This window comes from Candidatus Erwinia haradaeae (genome assembly GCF_900698995.1).
In the GTDB taxonomy this organism is placed as follows: Bacteria; Pseudomonadota; Gammaproteobacteria; order Enterobacterales; family Enterobacteriaceae; genus Erwinia_E; species Erwinia_E haradaeae_C.
On sequence record NZ_LR217735.1, the window covers coordinates 515109 to 538369 of the forward strand.

14 protein-coding genes, 4 tRNA genes and 1 pseudogene are annotated in these 23261 nt (G+C 30.5%); 3 read left to right on the plus strand and 16 right to left on the minus strand.

Annotation, left to right across the window (positions count from 1 at the left end; genetic code table 11):
- Positions 1-681: 681 nt before the first annotated feature.
- The 4 genes from erpA to ERCISPPA3004_RS01650 form a co-directional block, all read right to left on the minus strand.
- Positions 682-1026, minus strand: a complete 345-nt coding sequence (gene erpA / locus ERCISPPA3004_RS01635; protein WP_157990386.1) for an iron-sulfur cluster insertion protein ErpA — start codon at positions 1024-1026, stop codon at positions 682-684.
- 1286 nt (positions 1027-2312) lie between these two features.
- Entirely contained in the window at positions 2313-3395 is a 1083-nt protein-coding gene (gene purK, locus ERCISPPA3004_RS01640; RefSeq protein WP_157990387.1) for a 5-(carboxyamino)imidazole ribonucleotide synthase, read from the minus strand.
- A 2-nt stretch (positions 3396-3397) separates the two neighbouring features.
- A complete protein-coding gene (gene purE / locus ERCISPPA3004_RS01645; protein ID WP_157990388.1) occupies positions 3398-3901 on the minus strand; it encodes a 5-(carboxyamino)imidazole ribonucleotide mutase in 504 nt (167 codons plus the stop codon).
- Between the two features lie 175 nt (positions 3902-4076).
- Positions 4077-4793, minus strand: a complete 717-nt coding sequence (locus ERCISPPA3004_RS01650) for a UDP-2,3-diacylglucosamine diphosphatase (protein WP_157990389.1) — start codon at positions 4791-4793, stop codon at positions 4077-4079.
- Between the two features lie 597 nt (positions 4794-5390).
- Between ERCISPPA3004_RS01650 and cysS the strand changes: the two genes are divergently transcribed.
- Positions 5391-6785 carry a cysteine--tRNA ligase gene (gene cysS / locus ERCISPPA3004_RS01655; RefSeq protein ID WP_157990390.1) on the plus strand — a complete coding sequence of 465 codons (1395 nt, stop codon included), beginning with the start codon at positions 5391-5393 and terminating at the stop codon, positions 6783-6785.
- A 554-nt stretch (positions 6786-7339) separates the two neighbouring features.
- Here cysS and aspS read toward each other — a convergent pair.
- From aspS to cysP, 5 genes are all read right to left on the minus strand, one after another.
- Complete coding sequence (gene aspS / locus ERCISPPA3004_RS01660) at positions 7340-9091, minus strand: aspartate--tRNA ligase (RefSeq protein WP_157990391.1); 1752 nt, start codon at positions 9089-9091, stop codon at positions 7340-7342.
- A 1039-nt stretch (positions 9092-10130) separates the two neighbouring features.
- Positions 10131-11210: a sulfate/thiosulfate ABC transporter ATP-binding protein CysA gene (cysA, locus tag ERCISPPA3004_RS01665; protein WP_157990392.1), complete on the minus strand. Its 1080-nt coding sequence runs from the start codon at positions 11208-11210 to the stop codon at positions 10131-10133.
- Positions 11211-11223: 13 nt separating this feature from the next.
- Entirely contained in the window at positions 11224-12081 is an 858-nt protein-coding gene (cysW, locus tag ERCISPPA3004_RS01670) for a sulfate/thiosulfate ABC transporter permease CysW (protein WP_157990393.1), read from the minus strand.
- Positions 12081-12914, minus strand: coding sequence for a sulfate/thiosulfate ABC transporter permease CysT (gene cysT / locus ERCISPPA3004_RS01675; protein WP_157990394.1), 834 nt, complete (start codon positions 12912-12914; stop codon positions 12081-12083). The genes cysW and cysT overlap by 1 nt, the downstream gene beginning before the upstream one ends.
- A 2-nt stretch (positions 12915-12916) precedes the next feature.
- On the minus strand, positions 12917-13930 hold the full coding sequence (gene cysP, locus ERCISPPA3004_RS01680; protein ID WP_157990395.1) for a thiosulfate ABC transporter substrate-binding protein CysP: 1014 nt from the start codon (positions 13928-13930) through the stop codon (positions 12917-12919).
- Between the two features lie 1774 nt (positions 13931-15704).
- On the opposite strand from cysP, the gene accB reads away from it, so the two are divergent.
- On the plus strand, positions 15705-16175 hold the full coding sequence (accB, locus tag ERCISPPA3004_RS01685; RefSeq protein ID WP_157990396.1) for an acetyl-CoA carboxylase biotin carboxyl carrier protein: 471 nt from the start codon (positions 15705-15707) through the stop codon (positions 16173-16175).
- An 11-nt stretch (positions 16176-16186) separates the two neighbouring features.
- Entirely contained in the window at positions 16187-17533 is a 1347-nt protein-coding gene (accC, locus tag ERCISPPA3004_RS01690) for an acetyl-CoA carboxylase biotin carboxylase subunit (protein WP_157990397.1), read from the plus strand.
- Between the two features lie 1124 nt (positions 17534-18657).
- Here the strand turns inward: accC and ERCISPPA3004_RS01695 are convergent.
- The 7 genes and pseudogenes from ERCISPPA3004_RS01695 to lipA all read right to left on the minus strand — a co-directional run bounded on the left by ERCISPPA3004_RS01695 (position 18658) and on the right by lipA (position 22803).
- A tRNA-Gln gene (locus ERCISPPA3004_RS01695) sits at positions 18658-18732 on the minus strand.
- A 7-nt stretch (positions 18733-18739) separates the two neighbouring features.
- Positions 18740-18816: transfer RNA gene (locus ERCISPPA3004_RS01700), tRNA-Met, on the minus strand.
- A gap of 54 nt (positions 18817-18870) precedes the next feature.
- Positions 18871-18942, minus strand: a tRNA-Gln gene (locus tag ERCISPPA3004_RS01705).
- 24 nt (positions 18943-18966) lie between these two features.
- Positions 18967-19051: transfer RNA gene (locus ERCISPPA3004_RS01710), tRNA-Leu, on the minus strand.
- Positions 19052-19403: 352 nt separating this feature from the next.
- Positions 19404-20090 carry a pyrimidine 5'-nucleotidase gene (yjjG, locus tag ERCISPPA3004_RS01715; protein WP_157990398.1) on the minus strand — a complete coding sequence of 229 codons (687 nt, stop codon included), beginning with the start codon at positions 20088-20090 and terminating at the stop codon, positions 19404-19406.
- A pseudogene (gene rimI, locus ERCISPPA3004_RS01720) lies at positions 20084-20545 on the minus strand (ribosomal protein S18-alanine N-acetyltransferase). Before rimI ends, yjjG begins: the two are co-directional and overlap by 7 nt.
- Before the next feature lie 1310 nt (positions 20546-21855).
- On the minus strand, positions 21856-22803 hold the full coding sequence (gene lipA / locus ERCISPPA3004_RS01725) for a lipoyl synthase (RefSeq protein WP_157990399.1): 948 nt from the start codon (positions 22801-22803) through the stop codon (positions 21856-21858).
- Positions 22804-23261: the final 458 nt, after the last annotated feature.

Sequence of the window (23261 nt, forward strand, 5' to 3'; positions counted from 1 at the left end):
TATTATATAAAGCCAAACCAGAAAGATAAAAAAGAAAATTTTATAAAATTAATTCTTATTATGTAGTTGAGGAAGATATTTTTTTTTATTTAATTTTATCTAAATTTCATTATAAAATTATTAATTTTTCTCGGTTAACTTGTATTATTTAATAATCGTTAAGGATTATATATAATATAGTTTTATTAATATTAGAGATTTTACTTTCCTTTTATCAGTATATTATTATGGTTTTGCTAGAATTATTAAAAATAATTATATAAGGAAATGCAGACCTTTTTATGTATTATAAACTCTAATAGTTATTTTTATATGTATTGTAAAAATCTAATAGTTGTTTTTAGTTTTATCCTTAATTAAGACCGACTATATAGAATCATAAAATCATGTTTTATATTATGCTAATAAATTATCAATAATCTTGGTTTATTTAAATGGCAGTAGTTTTTAATAAAAAGAAATAATTCTATAGTTTTAGGATCTTTATTTTTAAAAGTTTTTATTTTGAAGTATATTATAAGATTTATAGTTCTCATGCACTCGGCGTAGCGTAATGGAATATTTATGACATTATATATTTCTTATAAGATACCACTATCTAGTTAGTAGGCTGGATAGTGATGGAGAAAATTTTATACGATCATATAATATGGTATAATAATATGATTTTTAATTATGACCTCAAATGTTAAAAGAGGAGCCACAACTACAAGTGATTTTTGCGTTTGGATTGCTTACTATAAAACGGGATCCTTCTATATTCTCTATATAATCTACTAGACCTCCAATTAGATATTGAAAGCTCATCGGGTCAACTATCAACATTACTCCAAATTTTTCCACTGTGATATCATCATCATGAACTTTATGATCTAGAGTAAACCCATATTGAAAGCCACTACATCCACCTCCAGTAATATACACGCGTAGTTTTAAATTTGAATTATTTTTATGAAAAATCAGATCTTTCACTTTATTTGCTGCAGAATCAGAAAAACACAAAGGTATAACTTGATCATGTATCATTGTTAAATCCAATATTAATTGAGATCTGTGATATTAAAGATAACGACTTTTTTATAATAGCTTGACCTCTAGAATAATAAAATTTTATAGCCCTTTATTGCTAGCTGCTAAAAACCTGATGGTTCAATTAATAGAATATATTACAATAGCTGGTTAACTCTATTATACAATGATTTGTTATATTTTTATCGCATCATACATGTATAGATCAGATCTATATTGTTTTATATTTTTAATATATTTGATATGATATTATCAATTTCAGCTATTTTTGTCCACGTTAGATATACCTATATATCAATAATAGTCTATATCACTTAGTTGATGATAAACTTTTAGTATCCTATATTAGGAAAATATTAACTATTTTGCTTAGATTTTATATGAAATTGATATTAATATTTTTATATTTATCCGTAATAATTTAGAGGTAAGATATATATTATCAGCCATATTTGAGATAGTATGGTGTAGCATAATAATATCAGTATTGATATAGTATGAGTCTAGTAATCTTGCAAAATGATTTAACGCTATAATAGGTATTATTCTTTAATTGCATTTACTAGAAATGTTTTTCTAATATAAAAAAATTATGCCTATTAATATTTACTAATAATTTTTAACATAATTTAAGTTCTTAGATATTCTAGATTAAATATCTAAATTTTATATTGTTAGCTTTTAATATATTTTTAGATCTATTTTAAAGCGATTATAGATCTTCATAATTTATAGATTTATGCATATTACATGTAAGTGCAGACATCTTATATGATATCAAAATGTCACGGAAGACTAAAATATCTAATTTAAATACTAGAAGATTTTATCTATTATTAAAACTTACATAAATTAGTAAGAATTCATGATTGAGATTAGCTCGAAGGCAATTAGACAATTGATTAGTAGACAGAAAACATGCACAAGAATCAAGCTATATCAATTTTTAGTATTAATGTTTTTCATTTTGAATCTTATGATGTACTTATCTATATGTTAGATAGCATAATCTGAAATAGAATATGTAAAGTATGAATTTTATACTTTTTAGTAAAAATTGATTTTTCTTATTCAATACAATTTAAAGTTAAGCTGCATATAAAAGTTAAATTATAAATTATAGAATGTATTCCGAATATTCGCAGGAATAGAAAGCAATAATTCTGCAAATATTTATTAAAATTGTATATGAAATTCTAAGATAGATGCTCAAAAAGAACAAACACTAATAATAAAATTATTGCAAGATTAACATATCAATGTTCTCTAATTATATATCGTGTTTAGATGTAGATCTGTTTTTGAGATAGTGTATTTTGTGCCCAGATAATATAGTCAGTATATTCTACCGGGAAGGTTGGTAGAAGGGAATTTAGTATTTGGCTAAGTATAACTGGGCTAAGATCTACTAGATTAATGTGACCAACTTTACGGCCATGGCAAACAGTTTTGTTATACCAATGCAAATGAAGTCGTGGTTCAGAAAGCCATGACATGCGAGAATTAATACCAATAAGATTCAGCATAACAGCGGGCATATATGTTATCGGTGTAGGTAAAGGAAGATTAAGAATAGCTCTTAAATGTAATTCAAATTGACTAATGGAAGCAGCATCCTGTGTCCAGTGTCCACTATTATGAACACGTGCTGATAATTCATTAATGAGAAGACCTTCTGATGACATAAAACATTCCATAGTCATGACGCCAATATAATCTAATTCATGCATGATCATAGATAACATATGTTCAGCTATATTTTGTTGTGTATTATGATTTAGTAGCACTACGCTTGCACGTAAAACACCATTCTGATGGAAGTTATAAGTAAGGGGATAAAAAGCTGTATCTCCATTGCGACCTCTAGCACCAATAAGAGATAATTCATTAGAAAAGTTAATTCTTTTTTCTACGATACACTGACCATACATATTTTTTGGTACTATTTCGATGTTATCAGGACATAAATTCCATTGACCATGTCCATTATAACCACCATTACGACATTTCACAATAACATGCCGATCAAGAGTAGAAAATATTTGAGGCCATTGTGTTTTGCAAGACAGTGGTTGCCATGGTGCAGTTGCTAAATTAAGATCGTTTAGTAATTTTTTTTGCCTCAGACGATCAGTTAATACTGGAAAGATATCGCGATTTACAAAGGAGATGCTTTTAGATAACTTTTGAGTTAACACTGTGTTTGGCCAGCATTCTATTTCCGTAGTAATCACACTATTATTAACTGAGAATATTCGAAGATCGCTATTTAATGCAATGAGATGAACAGTCACTCCAAGTGGCTCACCAGCTTGACGTAACATATGACCTAATTGACCATCTCCCAAGACATAAACTAGTTTCATCTTTACTTCCTCGGGTCTGGATGTTTGAGCACTTCATTTGTCTGACGTTGTCTCCATCTTGCTATCCTCACAGCTAATCGTGTATCGTTTAAAGCAAGAACTTGCACAGCTAAAATAGCTGCATTAGTAGCTCCAGCGGTTCCAATAGCTAACGTTCCAACTGGTACACCAGATGGCATCTGAAGAATAGAATACAAGCTATCTATTCCACCTAACATAGAATTATATATTGGCACACCAAATACTGGTATTAATGTTTTAGCTGCTAACATCCCTGGTAGATGTGCTGCCCCGCCTGCACCGGCAATAATAATTTGATAACCATCATCTTTAGCTTTTTCTGCAAAGTTAAATAGTTTTTCTGGTGTTCGATGAGCTGATATTACTTCGCAATGAAATGAAACTTCGAATTGATTTAGGATATCTGCAGAGTGTTTCATAGTGGGCCAGTCACTTTTAGAGCCCATAACAATTGCAATACAGTTAATATTAGATGTATATGGCATATATGATCATTCCCATGATTTTAAAATATTACTATTACTGACAAACATCATAATGAGGTTGTTTAATGCAAGAACACTTAATGCAAGAACACATAGAGGAGTTGTATAAGTAATAATAGTTAAAGGGCATGTCTCTATAGTTAAGGTGTGACTTACTGCATGAGAGTCCTTACGCTTATAAAGAAAAAGTAACAAGTTGAATGTCATTATGACTTACTCTAACCATAGACCCATATTGATGCCAATCCCCTAATACTAAACGCTGAGCTGGATATCCATGGATTTCTAATTGATGTACTGCTGGGCGATGAGTATGACCATGTATAAGTATTGACACCCGATATGCACGCATTATATCAGTGACTAATTGAGGATGCACGTCCATGGTTTCTATTTTTTTTTTATTGTTGATTTTTTTACTATAAACCCTAATGATGGATGCAATATGTTGTCGTGTATATATTGGTATAGTAAGAAATAAATTTTTCATCCATCGACATTGTACTATTTTTCGATATAATTGATAAAATATATCATTAACACATAATGTATCACCATGCATAATTAGTAATCTTTGACCATATATTTCGAGAACACATTCATTAGGTATCAAATTTATCCCTGCTCTGCATGCAAAATGTTTACCTAATAAAAAATCACGGTTTCCATGAAGAAAGTGACATGGAATAGATAATCGGCGAAGAAAGAAAGCCAAATATTCATACAGTGGATTTGGATCGTCGTCGCCAATCCAGTAATCAAATAAATCACCTAAAATATATAGCGCATCTACATATCGAGCTTCATTATTTAAGAATTTTAAAAAACCAGAAGTAATATTTGGCGATCGATTAGATAAATGCAAGTCAGAAATAAAAAGCGTATTTGGCATGATTAGTAAGTAGTTAACAGTATATAACGTATCAGTATCTATCTTCTCGTAGAATCTAAAAAGTAGAAAGTACTATGAAGTAAAATTAGTAATAATAGCACTAAGTTTTATGTTGACATAAAATTACCTAACAATGATGATTGTATATCATATAAAATTATATCATGCGATCTATTATTTTAATATTAAATATATCATAAACATGATTAGATATAAAAATATATGGATAGTGAACTATGTGGTTAACCTAGATCTTTAAAGATCTCTACGTATAATGTGATGATCAATGAAAGAATTAATTGCTATAACTCAGAATTTTACAAAATTCTGATAAGTTTATTTATTAACTTAATAATTATGCTCTGTCAGTCTAACTTTATTTAGAGTGTATATATTTTTAGGAAAGTGAAGAATTTGATGAAATAGTGCAGGCTTTGTATTGAATAATTATTCGATCTCTTTAATAAAAATATTTATTAACAATAAATAAAGTATTATTTACAGATATGTACTTGTATACTTATTGATAATGTCTTAATTGTATATTGTATCACATATCTATTTATATGCTACCCTGCTTTATCATGGAACATTAATATGCTAAAAATCTTTAATACCTTAAGTCAAACTAAAGAGGAGATGAAACCTATTAATGGTAGTATGATTGGTATGTATGTTTGTGGCATGACTGTTTATGATCTCTGTCATATTGGCCACGGAAGGACATTTTCGGCTTTTGATGTGATTGCACGTTATCTGCGATATCTTGGTTATGACCTAACTTACGTACGTAATATTACTGATATTGATGATAAAATCATTAAACGTGCTAATTATGAAGGAAAATCGATTACATGTCTGACTCAGTCTATGATTCATGAGATGCATCGGGATTTATCAGCGCTAAATATTTTACTGCCAAATTATGAACCACGTGCTACTGACTATATTTCAGAGATGATTTTACTAATAGAAAAACTTATAACACAAAAACATGCATATATTGCTCATAATGGCGATATAATGTTCTCCATTGAGAAAAGTCCGAGGTATGGATTGCTTTCACGGCAAAATTTGATTAACTTAAATATTGGTTCAAGAGTTACTCCTGTTAGCAACATAAAACAAAACCCTCTAGATTTTGTTTTATGGAAAAAATCAAAAAAAGATGAACCATCTTGGGACTCTCCGTGGGGACATGGTCGTCCAGGTTGGCATATTGAATGTTCTGCAATGAATCATAAACAATTAGGTCATCACTTTGATATTCATGGTGGTGGATCAGACTTGATGTTTCCACATCATGAAAATGAAATCGCTCAGTCTACTTGCGCTTATGACACGCCATACGTAAACTATTGGATGCATTCTGGTATGGTGATGATTGATCGTGAAAAGATGTCAAAATCTTTCAATAATTTCTTAACTGTACGTGAAATATTAAAATATCATGATGGAGAGACTTTGCGTTATTTTTTAATATCAAGCCACTATCGTAGTCCAATACATTACAGTACAGATAGCTTAATGCAAGCACGTTTTGCACTTGAGCGTCTTTATATAGCTTTGCAGAATACAGAGCGCAATACAGACAGATGCTCAGGTGAAGAATTTGAAAAGCGTTTTTGTCAAGCAATGAATGATGATTTTAATACTCCAGTAGCTTGCGCTGTTCTCTTTGATTTAGCACGAGAAATTAATCGTAAAAAAATAACTGATAAGAGATTAGCAAATAGCTTAGCAATGCGTTTACGTTTTCTTGGTGGTATTCTTGGTTTGCTAGAGCAAGATCCAGATCAGTTTTTAAAAAAAAATAACTTATATTGTAAGGATGGTCAGCTGTCAACAATCGAAAATCTTATCCAGGTTCGCACTAATGCTCGAAAAAATAAAAACTGGAGGAAAGCTGATTTTATACGCAATTACCTTGATAAATATATGAATATTATTTTAGAAGATAATATAGAAAGCACTTACTGGCGCAAGAAGTAGCCAGAATAAGACTTGAAGATTCTTAGATGTTAATGAGTTATTAAAATAAAGCTCTATATATAAATACATTATTTTGTCGGTTCAATAACATTAATTTAATATGCTTTAGTTTTTTCTAATATAGAAATATCATTAGTGGAATTCTTGATTATTTTTATATTTTTAATATTAGTTAAAATTTTAACCTGGGTATGAATTCTGTTTATATATTTGTTTATGTTATACAGTAAAAATATTTAGTAAAAAGTTCGTCTTAATAAGTAATTATTTCATAATTTTGTTTTTTTATTTTTAATAAATAAAGATATATTATCAGTATTAATATTAGACTGTTTTATTAAAAATAATATCATTTTATATATTGTACTTTATATTTTTTTATTAGATTATTTTATGTAATGATTTTAATCCGTGTTAAATATGGTGTTATTTTAATTAGGCAGTTTTTTTAAAAACGCACTATTTTTCGGAAATTTAGTAGTGATGTAAAACTCTTTATTAAATATTTTTTATTTCTATTTCTATTGTACCAATACTAATCTTATAGTATTTTTTTAAGTTTTGATACCCAATTCCATTAATAAAAATGGATGAGCAGTATAAGGAGCATTTGTCATCGGACAAATAGCAGAAGTAGTTTTAGGAAAAGCAATAACATCACGTATGTTATCTGAGTTGGTTAACAGCATTACCAGGCGATCCAGACCAAAAGCTAAACCAGCATGCGGAGGGGCGCCGAATTTTAGGGCTTCGAGAAAAAAACCAAATTTTTGATTTTGCTCATCTTCGGAAATACCTAAGAGGTCAAATATTGTTTTTTGCATTACCCATTCATTTATACGTACAGATCCACCACACACTTCATAACCATTAATTACCATATCATATGCATTAGCGATTGCATTTTCTGGCGCTTCTCTTAGTTTTTCCGCTGACATTGTCTTAGGGGCGGTAAAAGGATGATGCATTGACGTTAGATTACCCTTCGCATCCACTTCAAACATTGGGAAGTCTACTATCCATAAAGGCTCCCAAGAAGAGTTGTTGTTAATATTTAGCTCATGACCTAGTTTTGTGCGTAAAGCGCCTAGTGCATTAGTGACTAGATCTTTAAGGCCTGCAGCAAAAAAAATCATATCCCCATCAACTGCTTTAGTACGATCTAAGAGCCTGCTTATTATTTCTGAATCTAGATGCTTGACCAGAGGGCCGCTAATTCCAGAAAGAGCATTGTTTCGATGATAGATTTTAATCCAAGAGATTCTGTTTAAACCGCAGCTCTTGGAAAATTGTACATAAGACTCAATTTGTTTTCGTGTGAGTCTAGCTCCACCCGGGACACATAATACAGTTATGCGATCTGTAGTGTGATTGAATGGTTTAGAAAAACCTAAAAAATCAATTTTTTGTATCAAATCAGCTACATCTATTAACTCCATCGGGTTTCGTAAGTCTGGTTTATCTGAACCATAGCGCCGCTTTGATTCGGCAAAGGTCATCACTGGAAAACTATGTAATGATACAGATTTTATTTTTAACCATAAAGTATGCACTAAACTTTCCATGATTGTCATTACTTCTTTAGCATTCATAAATGAGGTTTCGACATCAATTTGCGTAAACTCTGGCTGACGATCAGCGCGCAAATCTTCATCACGAAAACATTTTACGATCTGATAATAACGATCAAATCCTGAGATCATCAACAATTGTTTAAATAATTGTGGTGATTGTGGCAGTGAATAGAATTTACCAATATGACAGCGACTAGGGACTAGATAGTTTCGAGCACCTTCTGGTGTAATTTTAGTTAACATTGGTGTCTCTATATCGATAAAACCTGCATTTTCCATAAATTGTCTTACTATGCTGGTAATGGTGGAGCGAACTTTTAGTCGACTAGCCATTTCTGGACGTCTTAAATCTAGATAGCGATACTTTAAACGTGCTTCTTCGCTATTATTTTTGCTAAAATCTAGAGGAACTGATTCAGAGCGATTAATGATAGATAGATTTGTTGCGCATACTTCAATATTACCAGTTGGCATGGATTTATTTTTATTTTTTTCAGTACGAATACAAACTGTACCAATAACCTGAATACAAAATTCATTACGTAATTCACTAGCAAGACGAAATGTTTGATAATAATCCTGGCTAAAAAAAACCTGTACAATACCTTCACGGTCGCGCATATCAATAAAAATAATGCTTCCTAAATTACGATAGCGGTGCACCCATCCACATAGTGTGATTTTTTTATCTATGTAGGTTTGATTAAGTTGTCCGCAATATGCCGTACGCATGATTATACCTCTTATTTTAATGCTGTGATTTAATGGTATTAAATATTACTATATAATATACATTAACAGTTGAGAAAAAATTTCTACATGCTGTAGGTGATTTAATAAGCGTACTAATTATAGATTATAAATCTAGTTTTATAGGTTTGATTATTAATTCCTTGATATTATCATCAGTTTTATTCATTATAGATTGTTATAGAATGTTTAGTGTATTTATGTCTTATTTTAAGATATCCGAAAATAGGTATATGTAATAATTTAAATAAGATTTCATATATATAGTAATTTTACATAAACTCATTGCGTAGAGTTAATTTTTTTCAATAAAGAATGTTTATAATTTCTTAAGATTTAATTACTATTATAGAAGTTGTGATGCGAGAAGTAACTTAACATTTTGCATAGTATAGCTAGCGATACGGTAAATTGCTATATTTACTACATAAACCAATTAATAGAGTTTATCTCTAGTAGCAACAGATAAAGATTTTTAAATGCATAGTATTTCATTAGGATTACAGTAATTTTATTTGAATATGTTAATTTATTAATTTTATTAACTCCTATAATATTTTATATATAATTATAGCAATTATTCTGCAATTTTTATTGCCAATAAAAATTTTTAAAAAGCGATATATATATGATATCTCTTTTGTTAAAAAAATATAATAGAGAATTAGAACATAGACCAAATGCTAGAGGGTATCTTAAATATAAATTTTGAACATTGCTCTAATGATATTAGTATCATAACCAATATGATTATAACCAGACTGATAGTGTATTAAAGAGTAATGTTGTCATTGTATTTTTAACTTTTAAGGTTAAATATTTAATTTTATATCAAATATTTAACCTTACTAATTAAATTAGTTATTTAAAAATTTTATTTAATCAGTTAGGTTGCATATGTGATAAATAACCAAAACTTATAGTTTTATAAGATTTTATTATCAGTGATATGAAAGAAAAATCATTTTATAATTAATTTTTAATAAGGTGGTTCAGTCAACAAAATTCATAACGTAAAGAGTTAAGTATCTGATAATGGATTTAGTGCTGTGTTACCGTGATAAAGACGTGCATTTTGTAAACCTATAAACAAACATTGACCGAGTTTCGGTATGATATTTTTACTCACTAGTACTACACTAAGAGAACCAGTGTTCCATCCGGTAGGTTTTAGGATTAGTTGCCAATAATGTCCGCGAGGACTAACTTCTAATATTGTTGTAGGAAAAGGTGTTTTTGGACTACTTTTAAAATTGATATCTATCTCCCATGGACGCAGAAATAGTTCAATAGCCCCTTGATATGAGGTTGTATTAGTAAGAGCCCAGTTATAATTGCCTACTTGTAGGTGAGCATTATTAATCCAGCCGTTTATACAGTTTACTTCTCCAAGAAATTCTAAAACAAATCTGGTTTTTGGCAAGCGCCATACTTCATCTGGCGTGCCAACTTGCTCGATATTACCATGGTTCATAACAACTACCCGTCCTGCAACCTCCATGGCTTCATCTTGATCATGTGTAACAAAAACACTAGTGAATTTTAACTCTTTATGTAGTTGTTTAACCCATATACGTAATTCTTTTCGTACTTGAGCATCAAGAGCACCAAAAGGTTCATCTAATAATAAAATTTTTGGCTCAACTGCTAACGCACGCGCTAAAGCAACACGCTGTTTTTGTCCACCGGATAACTGAGATGGAAAACGTTTTGCCAAGTGTCCTAATTGCACCATATCCAAAAGAGATTTAACTTTTTGATCAATTGCAGTTATAGGAGGGCGCTTATATTTTGGTAAGACCTGTAAGCCAAAAGCAACGTTATTGAAGACTGTCATATGTCGAAATAGCGCATAATGTTGAAATACGAAGCCTACTCGGCGATCTCGCGCATGTACCTGACTTACATCATAGCCATGAAAACTGATATGACCGCTGTTTTGAGTTTCTAGTCCAGCAATGATTCTAAGCAATGTGGTCTTTCCAGAGCCAGATGGACCCAATAATGCAACAAGTTCCCCGGAAGAGATATTAAGAAAGATATTGCTTAAAACCTGTACATGCCCAAAAAATTTATTGATATTAACAATCTCAATACTCATAATGCTCCTTTTTCTACCTACGCTGCTGAGTTCGATTCTCTAATTTCCACTGTAGCGCGCTTTTTAGCAATAGCATTAATATGGCCATCATAGTTAATAAGGTAGCAGCAGTGAATGCGCCTACATCATTGCAATCTTGATGTAAAACCTCAACTTGTAACGGCAGGGTATAAGTTTCACCACGTATAGCTCCGGATACTACTGAAACTGCACCGAATTCACCAATTGCTCTTGCATTGGTAAGTACCACACTATATAGAATCGCCCAGCGGATATTTGGTAGAGTCACACGAAAAAACATTTTCCATCCGCAAGCCCCTAAAAGCACTGCGGCTTCATCTTCCTGTCTGCCTTGACTTAGCATTACTGGTACTAATTCACGCACAACAAATGGACAAGTAATAAAAATTGTTACCAAAGCCATACCTTGCCATGAAAACATCAGTTGAATATTATGCGTATTGAGCCAGCCTCCAATTGGAGTATTTATACCCCAAAATAGTAGATACATTAACCCTGCTACTACAGGTGATACGGCAAATGGAATATCAAATAAAGTTAAAAGAAGTTGCCTACCAGGAAAAGTAAAACGAGTTACTAGCCAGGCTAGTAAGGTACCAAATATTAAATTAATCGGTACTACAATTAAGGTGATTAATAAAGTTAGTTTAATGGCATGAAGCATGTTATCATCACGTAAATTTCTGAGAAATGACCACGGCCCTTCAGAAAAAGCAATGCTGAAAATAGCTATTAACGGCATTACTAATAACAATAGAGAAAGAATTACCCCTGTACTAATTAATGCCCTCTGCCTCCATCGGTTTATGTATGCATAGTTAATGCTATGAGTTTTGCGCGCTTTAGGCATTATTGTCCTCCGATTCTTTGGCCAAAGCGGTTTTGTAATGTATTTATTACAAATAATAAAAATAGTGAAGTTATTAAAATTACTGAAGCAATTGCAGTAGCCGCTGGATAATCATATTCTTGTAAACGAACAAAAATCATTAAGGAAGTCACCTCAGTTTTCCATGCAATATTTCCAGCTATAAAAATTACCGCACCAAATTCACCTAAGCTGCGAGTGAATGATAGAACTGTGCCTGCTAGCAATGAAGGCCAGACCTCTGGTAGGATAACCCGAATGAAAGTCTGAAATTTAGAAGCTCCAAGTGTTTCTGCGGCTTCTTCATATTCCGGTCCTAGCTCTTCTAGTATTGGTTGTACTGTTCGTATCACAAAAGGGGCGCTAGTAAAAGCCATGGCAATCGCAATGCCTAACCAAGTGTAAGAAATTTTAATATCAAAGTAAGATAGCCAGTGCCCATACCAACCATTAATAGAAAATAACTTTGTTAAGGTAAGACCTGCAACGGCTGTAGGGAGAGCAAATGGTAGATCTATAAGACTATCTAAGAGCAGACGTCCAGTAAAATTATAGCGCGTTAATATCCATGCCATTAGCATTCCAAAGAATGTATTAAAAAGAGATGCAACTCCAGCAGAAAGTAAAGTAACTTTATATGCAGTAATTACTTGTGGATTGGTAATGATCTCCCAATATTGCGATAAGGTCATTTGTGATAACTGCATCAACAAGGCGCTTACAGGGAGTAGTAAAATAATACAAGTAAAAAATAAACTACTGCCTAAGCTAAGAGCAAATCCTGGTAGAACGTTTTTACTTTGTGTATCAAACATGATTACTCATGCCTCATTGCTAAAAGCTTATCTAGTTCACCACCACTAGCAAAATGCATCCGATTAATGCGATTCCAGCCACCAAAATCTTTTTCTACCGTCAAAAACTTTGTATATGGAAAGCGATCTTGATTTTTTTTCATTAACTGCACGTTATTTACACGATAGTAAAAATTAGTAATAATTTTTTGGGCAGATGGTGTAAAAAGGTAACGAAGATAGTCTTTTGCTGCTTTCTCTGTATGATTTTGACTAAGGTTTTTATCAATCCATGTTACTGGAAATCTTGCCAAAATATTATTCTTTGGAACAATTACTTGATAACCTTGTTGCGGGTATCGATTGCGAATAGTATTGACTTCGGATTCAAAACTGATTAATACGTCGCCTATCTTATTGCCGACGAAAGTTGTAGTAGCTCCTCGACCTCCTATATCCAATACTTCTACATTGTTTAGTAATTTTTTCATAAACTGCTCAGTTTTTAATATATTTTTACTATTGATACGCTGGGCAATACCCCATGCAGCTAACCAAGTATAGCGTCCGTTACCTGAGGTTTTTGGATTAGAAAAAATCAATTTTACATCTGTACGTATGAGATCGCTCCAATCTTGAATATGTTTTGGATTACCATTTCGTACTAAAAATGCCATTGTAGAATAAAATGGTGAACTACTGTTAGGTAAGCGATTTTGCCAATCAGAGGGGATTAGATGACCCTTGTCGTGCAAAATCTGAATATCAGTAACTTGATTATAGGTCACCACATCTGCCTTTAATCCTTGCAAAATAGATAATGCTTGCTTAGAGGAGCCTGCGTGAGATTGTTTGATAGTTAACACATCATTGGGATGTGTTTGTGCCCATTGTTTTTCAAATTCAGAATTCAAAGCTAAAAATAATTCACGTGATACATCGTAAGAACTATTAAGTAACACAGTAGCCTGCGCGCTACCACCTAGTGCAAACGAGCATATATAAGCTATTATTTTTTTTATCGTCGGCAATGTCATTACATCTCCTAAAAATCAATTACCTGATTATAGAAAAATTAGTTAAATGTATTAGTCAATCTAGTAAAATATAGCAGCTTTATATATCATCTTTGCACTTCTTAACGAGAAAAATTTTAAGTATATGAAAAAATTGATTTATAAAGTCATTGCCTAGTTAAATACATTAAACTTTTTCTAAAATGCTTTTTCTATAAAACTTCAAATGTTCAGTGGAATATCGCTAAATATTTTACTATGATATGTACTTTTGCCTCAACGATATTATTTGATAGATTATTTTCAATGGTATTATTTGATAGATTATTTTCAATAATCCTATATATTATTATAATGCCACACAACCTCTTTATCTATTACTTGTTATTATTAGTGTTCTAAATAATTTAGTATATTATCTCTTACACTTGCATGCGATCACTTATTATTTTATTGTTTTTAGTAAATTATTGCTTTATTCTTCGAATACTCCTAACTGTATTTATAAAGTAGATTCGACAGTAACAAGAAAATTTCTTGGTGTTATAAAACCTTAAAATACTTTTATATAAAAATAACAAAAACTATACACTACGTTAACTCATCCTTAAATCTAACAATGTATATCTTCTATTTTTTTAATAAATGTATTCAGAAAAAATGGTTCTTGAAATATTCAATTGTAATAAAATTTTATTATCTACTATAAACTAAAATATATCGTATCAATTTTATTCTGTTAAAGATTATATCTCTGATAATATGATAAGCAATATAGTCTTTTATATATAGTGGTATTTCAAGAGGTTTTTAAAAGGGAAGAATTAGTATATTTTATTTTCTATCTTTGTTAGTATTTTGGCATATTTCATCTATTTTTATGTATTGAATTTACTTTCTTTCGTAGAGATTGTGGCATGCAAGTAATACTAAGTAATACTAAGTAATACTAAGTAATACTAAGTAATACTATAGTTTGTAATAAAGTTTGGTAGATTACCATACCCTTCATATGGTATTATACTAACTCAATCTTACATTAGAATTTTATATTAGATGTATTACTATTGATGAGTTTTTATAATACTTCCTGTGTTTTTCTCCGCAGAACATTTTAAATCTGGCTTTACCAGTTTTTGAAATAGAGATATCTATAGTGTATGCTAATGATTTAGGGATTTTTAGAAAATTAAGTGGTAATGTATAAAAAAGTTATCTTCTTTAATGCCATAACTGAAATCTTATCTGAAAGGGTGACAAAATAGTTGTAGCCATGTATTTTGTATAATACTTGAATAATCTTAGATAATAGAGAAGAAATTATCAATAAGTTTTATATAATTATGGAAATGTCTAACATTAATCTCCGAAATATGTATGATAAGATATAAAAAAGTTGATCTTATCATGAGGTTTTGTGATATATCTAAAGTTACCGCATCACTGAGCTTTCTAAAATATCTCCAAGAAACCCCGGTTTAATCTAGATATAGTGTTTCTATATATTTTTATTTAGATAACAAGCTTGTAGATATAATAATAGATGATACATCATTAAGTTTATAAGCGAAATACTACATTTAAAAGATGTACATGATATTTAACAATTTAGTAGTGAATATTCATGTGTTTCTGTGAACATTGAGGCTTGCCAGCCTATATTTGATATCCAATATATATTCACTCGTCTCTAATAATGAGATCTGTATATTGATTATTAACAGACACTCCTAACTTAATCAAGCGTATTAAAACGCTGCCACCTTCTAATTGTACTAAGTACGGAATAACATTTATGGATATTCGTAAACTTAAAAAATTAATTACATTAGTTGAAGTATCCGGCATTGCTGAATTGGAGGTCTCTGAAGGAGAAGAGTCAGTGCGTATTATTCGCACGATAAATCAAACCGGTCATTCTGTTTTACATAACACTAATACAGCGCAAACGATCCGGCAATCCGTTACGAGCACTGAAGCTCCATCAATGATTACACCAATTCAAAAAAGATCTTATTTATCTGAAGCAGGAAGTTATATAGTTCGATCTCCTATGGTTGGTACTGTTTATCTTACTCCTAGCGCTAACGCATCAGCATTTGTAGAAGTTGGTCAGAAAGTGCATTCTGGTGATACTTTATGTATTGTAGAAGCAATGAAAATGATGAATCACATTGAAGCGGAGCAATCCGGTATTGTAAAAGCGATCTTAGTTGAAAATGGTCAACCTGTTGAATTTGATGAACCACTGCTCGTCATTGAATAACGAGGGCAACTATGCTGGATAAAATTATTATTGCTAACCGTGGTGAAATTGCACTACGTATTTTACGTGCTTGTAAAGAGCTTGGTATTAAGACTGTAGCGGTCCACTCTACAGTAGATCGAGACCTAAAACATGTTCTACTTGCTGATGAAACTGTCTGTATTGGCCCCCCTCCGTCAGTAAAAAGTTACTTAAATATTCCAGCTCTGATTTCAGCTGCAGAAATCACTGGTGCTGTTGGGGTTCATCCTGGATATGGCTTTCTTTCTGAAAATGCTGACTTTGCTGAGCAAATGGAGCGTTCAGGATTTATCTTTATTGGGCCCAGATCTGATACTATTCGTCTTATGGGTGATAAGGTATCAGCAATTGCTATCATGAAAAAAGCAGGCATTCCTACAGTTCCTGGTTCTGATGGGCCTTTAACAAAAGATATGGGAAAAAATAGAGAATTTGCAAATCGTATTGGTTATCCGGTGATGATTAAAGCTTCTGGAGGTGGAGGTGGTCGAGGTATGCATGTTGTGAGAAGTGATCAAGATTTAGAGCAATTAATACATATGACTCAAACAGAAGCACAGGCAGCTTTTAATAATAACATAGTTTATATGGAGAAGTATCTAGAAAATCCACGTCACATTGAGATTCAGGTTTTAGCTGATAATCATGGTAATGCTATTTATCTTGCTGAGCGGGACTGTTCCATGCAACGCCGACACCAGAAGGTAGTAGAAGAAGCGCCAGCTCCAGGTATTACTGATAAAATGCGTCGATATATAGGAGATTGCTGCTCTAAAGCATGCATTGATATCGGATATCGTGGTGCAGGGACTTTTGAGTTTTTATATGAAGATGGTGAATTTTATTTTATTGAGATGAATACACGTATTCAGGTTGAGCATACTGTTACTGAGATGATTACAGGTATTGATTTAATTAAAGAACAATTACGTATTGCCGCTGGACATCCATTGTCAGTTAAAGAAGAAGTTGTTATTCGTGGACATTCGATAGAATGTCGTATTAATGCTGAAGATGCTCATACTTTTGTGCCTAGTCCGGGGAAAATTACTCGTTTTCATGCTCCTGGTGGGTTTGGTGTACGCTGGGAATCACATGTATATGCTGGGTATAGCGTGCCATTATATTATGATTCAATGATTGGTAAACTCATAACGTTTGGAGAAAATCGTAATGTAGCCATTTCCCGCATGAAAAACGCATTAACCGAGTTAATTATTGATGGAATAAAGACTAACATTAAACTTCAGATGGATATTATGTCGGATGTTAACTTTCAGTTAGGCGGAACTAATATCCATTATCTAGAAAAAAAACTCGGCCTAATAGAAACATAATAATTATTATCTATATTTCAATAAAGTAATCGAAGTGCTGTTAATTAAATTTTAGAGCTAGACAATTATGATTAGTCGCTCAATATATAGTTAGAAACTATATATAATTTTATGATATATGATTAATTTATAGTATCAGATCTAGAATGTTGTTTATTTAATATCTGAACTATCACTATTTAGTAACACTAGTAAGCGACTGATCTAATATGTATGTATTCACTATTAGTGATAGTGGGCTATATAGGCTCATAGATTTTTATTCACATTCTATATAATAGATGGCATAAGATATAGAATAAAATCTTGGATAATCAATGTTAATATTATGTACATGCATGTTAATTTATACATTTATAAGAGATTGTTTATGCTCAATTAGGATTACTAATGCGCCACTATAACTATGATAGGTGGATATTTATAAAAGGTTATTTTTTTTATGCTTAGTAATAGTTGGCTCAATCAAGTTATTATTAGTATTTTTATAGAAATAGAAAAATTAGTATAGTTAGAATACTTAATAAGTATATTATATAATAGTGAAAATACTAATTAGATTAACTTCATGATAACTAACATTGAGCAATAATAATTATTACAGAAATTTGACTTAATATATATTTTACTTGATTAACAGTAAAAATAATTTTATCTAAGACTAAATAATTCAAGAGATATTAAAATAGTGCTTCACTGGTTTTTGTATACATATTTAAATTACTAAAAATGCTTTATATTCTTCATCGCTTAATCCTTAAAAAAATTAGATAATGTAATATCTGGTTTTTAATATTTGCAGAATTAGCAACATTATATAATATTAGCATTTTATATTAGGATAAGAATAATTATTAACAGAATAATTATTTATCAATATCTTAAAATTTAATAAATCTTATCTTGAAGTATTTATAATTAATCAATTAAAAGAAAATAAAAAAATTAAATAAAATATTTATTTATAAAAATTTATTTTGATAATAATAAAAATTATTCAGTAGAAGGATCTATATATGTTATATATAATTACTATCAATTTTTTTGATCATCATTCTTTCTTTGATATTACAAATTTTCTGTGTATTTTTTCAATGTAATTTTTATATTATATATATCTTATTTGGCTGGGGTGCAGGGATTCGAACCCCGGAATACTGGTATCAGAAACCAGCGCCTTACCGCTTGGCTACACCCCAGTATAATTGGTGGCTACTACGGGGATCGAACCTGTGACCTCAGCGTTATGAGTGCTGCGCTCTGACCGTCTGAGCTAAGTAGCCAAAAATGTATTTTACATTATCACCAGAAGTTACTGTATTTAATATTATAAATGACTGGGGTACCTGGATTCGAACCAGGGAATGCCGGTATCAAAAACCGGTGCCTTACCGCTTGGCTATACCCCATTCGTGCTTGACTATTCAGTGCTATGGTGCGGAAGGCGAGACTTGAACTCGCAGACCTTTCGGCGCCAGAACCTAAATCTGGTGCGTTTACCAATTTCGCCACTCCCGCTGACATAAGGTTATTATAGTATATATTAGAACTTATGAGATTTAATCTCAATTGATCAAAGATTAATACTTCTTTCATATTATGATAATTTATCTTTTCTACGTCAACTAATTTTTAGTATTGATAAGGGCTAAATATGATCTAAATACCCAGCGATTATTAATATAATTACATAGTTATTTGCATATGAACTGAGTTTTGAGAAGATTTTTATTTTTTTATTATTAATAGATAGCCATTATAATTTAATTAATACTACTTCAGTATCTACTCCTATTACGATAGGCGAATGTAATAAAATTTATCTTAAATCTGCTGAACTTTTAGAGGACTTTGTTTTAAAATTAGTATTTTACAATAATTTATTCAATAAATCCTGCAACTCCCTTAAACATGTAATCTGCCAGTTTGGGTTAATTCCATGTGGTTTTTTTCGACCATCATGATTCAACCAACAAGTTGAAAACCCAGCATTAATACCGCCAACAATGTCAGATTCTAAAGTATCGCCAACTATAAGAACTCTACGAGGCACAGGGTTAGACATTTTATTCAGTGCAAAATTAAAAATTTCAGGATGTGGTTTAGCATAACCAACTTGCTCAGACGCTATAAGAAGATTAAAATATTTTGAGAAACAATTACGTGTTATTCGTGCTTCTTGTAATGCAGTAAAACCATTTGTAATAATACCAATTTTTACTTTTCCATACAGATGACTTAGCAGATCTCTTGCACCAGGCATCGGAGTGCAAATTTCTCCCATCGCTTTTATAAAACCATTATTTAGCTCACAAGTAGTAACATCTAACCTATTAGCCCATTCTTTAAAACGATCATGTTGTAATGTCGAAAGACTAATAGAATTATTTTGATAATCTATCCACAGTTTTTTATTAACAAATTGATATTGATCATAATCATTACGAGTAAAGTAGATATCATATTTTCTAAAAAGTTTTTTTAACCCAGAAAAGGAATCAAAGTAAAATAGCGTATCATCAGCATCAAATAATATCCACTCCCATTTTGCTAACATGAAACCGCTTCCCATGATATTGTAAGAGCCATAATAACAGCATCTTCTGTTCCATTAGCTACTGGGTAATAATTTGAGCGAATAGTAACTTCATTAAAACCAAGACATCTGTATAGCATAATTGCAGGATAGTTTGAGCACCTAACTTCTAGTCATAATGTTTGAACGCCGCGCACCTTAAGCTGATCTATCAAATGTTGTAATAAAATTCTCCCTAAACCACGTCTCCTAAAGTTGGGGTCTACAGCTATATTAAATAGATTTGCCTCATCTATTACTAACTGAGTAATAGAAAAAGCAGCCATAACACCATGAACCATAAGGCAAAAATTCAAATACCTAACTCCTTGATTTTTAAAAAATGTTTTTTTTGTTGATGGATATGTGTGGCTTCTCTGCTCAATAATAAATGCAGCATCAAAATGATACGGATAAAGCAAGGAAATCTGATTCATATAAACTATCTATTAATTATAAGATACGTGCTATTGTGTATTGTAAGTGTGTTGTTGTTTTTTGATTTTTGATATTAAAATGTACAGCAGGTTCAGTCATCTCAGTATTACCTTACGTTTTTATGCATGTCTAATTAAAATCTGTAATACAGAATTCAGAAGTATTTAGAGATCATAAATTGAACTATCCTTTATCTGATTTCTTATATTTATATATTATTTAGAAATATGAAACTTTGTGTACTTTAATGTAAAAATAATTATTTCTCTTCTTTTTTTTATGTGACCAGTAATCATTATATTCAATAGATCTTTTTCAGTTAAAAATCAACAAAAAACTATAAATTGACCTATTGATTGCAAGTATAATCAATAAAACAAATTATAATATAACATATATTACATGATAAACAATAGATTGTATTTTAACTGATATGCAATACTAATCTTAAGATATTCACATAAGATATTTTATTTTAATGCTTTAGAGTATGTCTATTGATAATTTTTGATTATATAGAAAAAATTATTATCTATTTTTATAGATCACTTTATTTTCGGATAAATTTTATACATACAATATATATTGTAGAATTCTTAAATTTTTATTTGCTATATGCTATATATTTCATAATATGAGTAAAATATTTTAAAATTTAAAATTTAAAATAACTAAAAATAAATTATAATATTTTTATATTAAGTAATTAGTATATTTAATATGATCATTTTTACTGATTAATTGATTTTATTATATAAAATATTTTTTGTATAAGTATCTATCTCTATACAGATAAGTTACTATAAATTTTATCTATAATTTTCTATCTAATATAAAAAATATCTTAATATCTAAAGTAAACTGGAAAAATATTTGTTATTTCTTATAAAGAAAATGCATGATATTAGTCTAATATTTTTAATATTAGTATAATACTTAAACATGATCTAATTTCAAGCATAAGATATTATCTATAATTTCAATTATAATATTTAAAAGATTTTGCTATAGTTAATTCTGACTAAAACATTAATTAAGATATATTTTAATATTATGTATCTAGTGAAGTTTTTATAAAAATATTCTTTTGTATAAAAGCCTAATGAAAGCTTGAATATATAAAATATATATTTCTTGACCTTTCGATAAATGTTGCTAGAAAATGTATACTCTTAATTGAGATATCATCCAATACCATAAGGATTAACACCAGAAAGTACCATTAGCATTTAATTAAAAAATAATTATGTGTATATTACCGTTTAATCTTTTATAGGAAATACCAATTATAAATGAATTTATAGTAGTTTTATATATTTAATCCTTTTATTTGCATATCAGCATGGTAAGACGATCTAACTAAGGGCCCACAAGAAACATATAAAAACCCCATAGCAACGGCTATTTCCTTTAGTTTATTAAATTCAGATGGACTGAGATATCTTTGCACTGGCAAGTGTTGAGGACCTGGCTGCAAGTATTGTCCAATAGTTAGTATGGTAACTCCTTTACATCTAAGATCATGCATGACTTCTTCTACCTCAGAGTTATTTTCACCCAGGCCAACCATTAATCCAGATTTAGTAGGAATTTCTGGGCGATATGTTTTAAAAATTTGAAGTAATTTTAGTGAATTTTGATAATCTGCACCAGGACGTACCAGGTGGTAGATACGTGGGACACTCTCTAAATTATGGTTGAATACATTTGGGGGTGTAGCATTAAGGATCTTTAGTGCGCGACTCATGCATCCTCGAAAATCAGGAACTAAAATCTCAATTTTTATAGTTGGATTTGTTTTACGAATAACACTGATGCAATTGGAAAAATGTTGAGCACCTCCGTCATGTAAATCATCACGATTTACTGAAGTTATTACTACGTGTTGCAAATTCATTTCTTGGAGGCATTTTGCTATATTATTTGGTTCATTAATATTTGGCGGCATAGGACGCCCGTGTGTGACATCACAAAAAGGACAGCGACGAGTACAGGTTGCACCTAAAATCATAAAAGTAGCTGTGCCATTGCTAAAACATTCAAATAAATTAGGACAAGAAGCTTCTTCGCAAACAGAACAAAGATTGTGTTTACGTATGGCAGACTGTACACGTTGGACACGACTAGGGTCAGCCGGTAATGTAATTTTAATCCATTTTGGTTTAGGTAAAATATTGACATGATTGGCTTGATTTGTATCAAGTGGCACTGTGTTCAATATATTGAGAGTGCGATATTTTAGGGTATGTTTAATCATCAGTGACAGTTCGCCATTAATTAACTAGATAATAGACTCAGATCTATGATTTAAAGGTTATAGTATGTTGATTTTATTGTAAAAATTTTACTTACTCTTTTAATTAATATAATGAACAAAAAGTATATTATATCAGGTATGTCAATTAAGGGGCATTAGTCTAAAGATATTGAAATATATTCATTCGCTAATTTTTAGAGAAATTTATAATTTGAAGATATATTTACGTTAAATTCAAGTTTGTATTACTTTATCAAGATAAAAGAATAGTCTCCTTTAGGAGACGATAGAAACAATAACCATTGATTCTGTCAAATATAATAAATATTATCCATAATAAATATTCATGTATTATGTAAGTATAGCAAACAATAATATATAACATACTTTTCTTTAATGAATGATACGAATTTTCCATTTCGTGAGTATTATATTAGTATATTTAATCTGCATAGAAT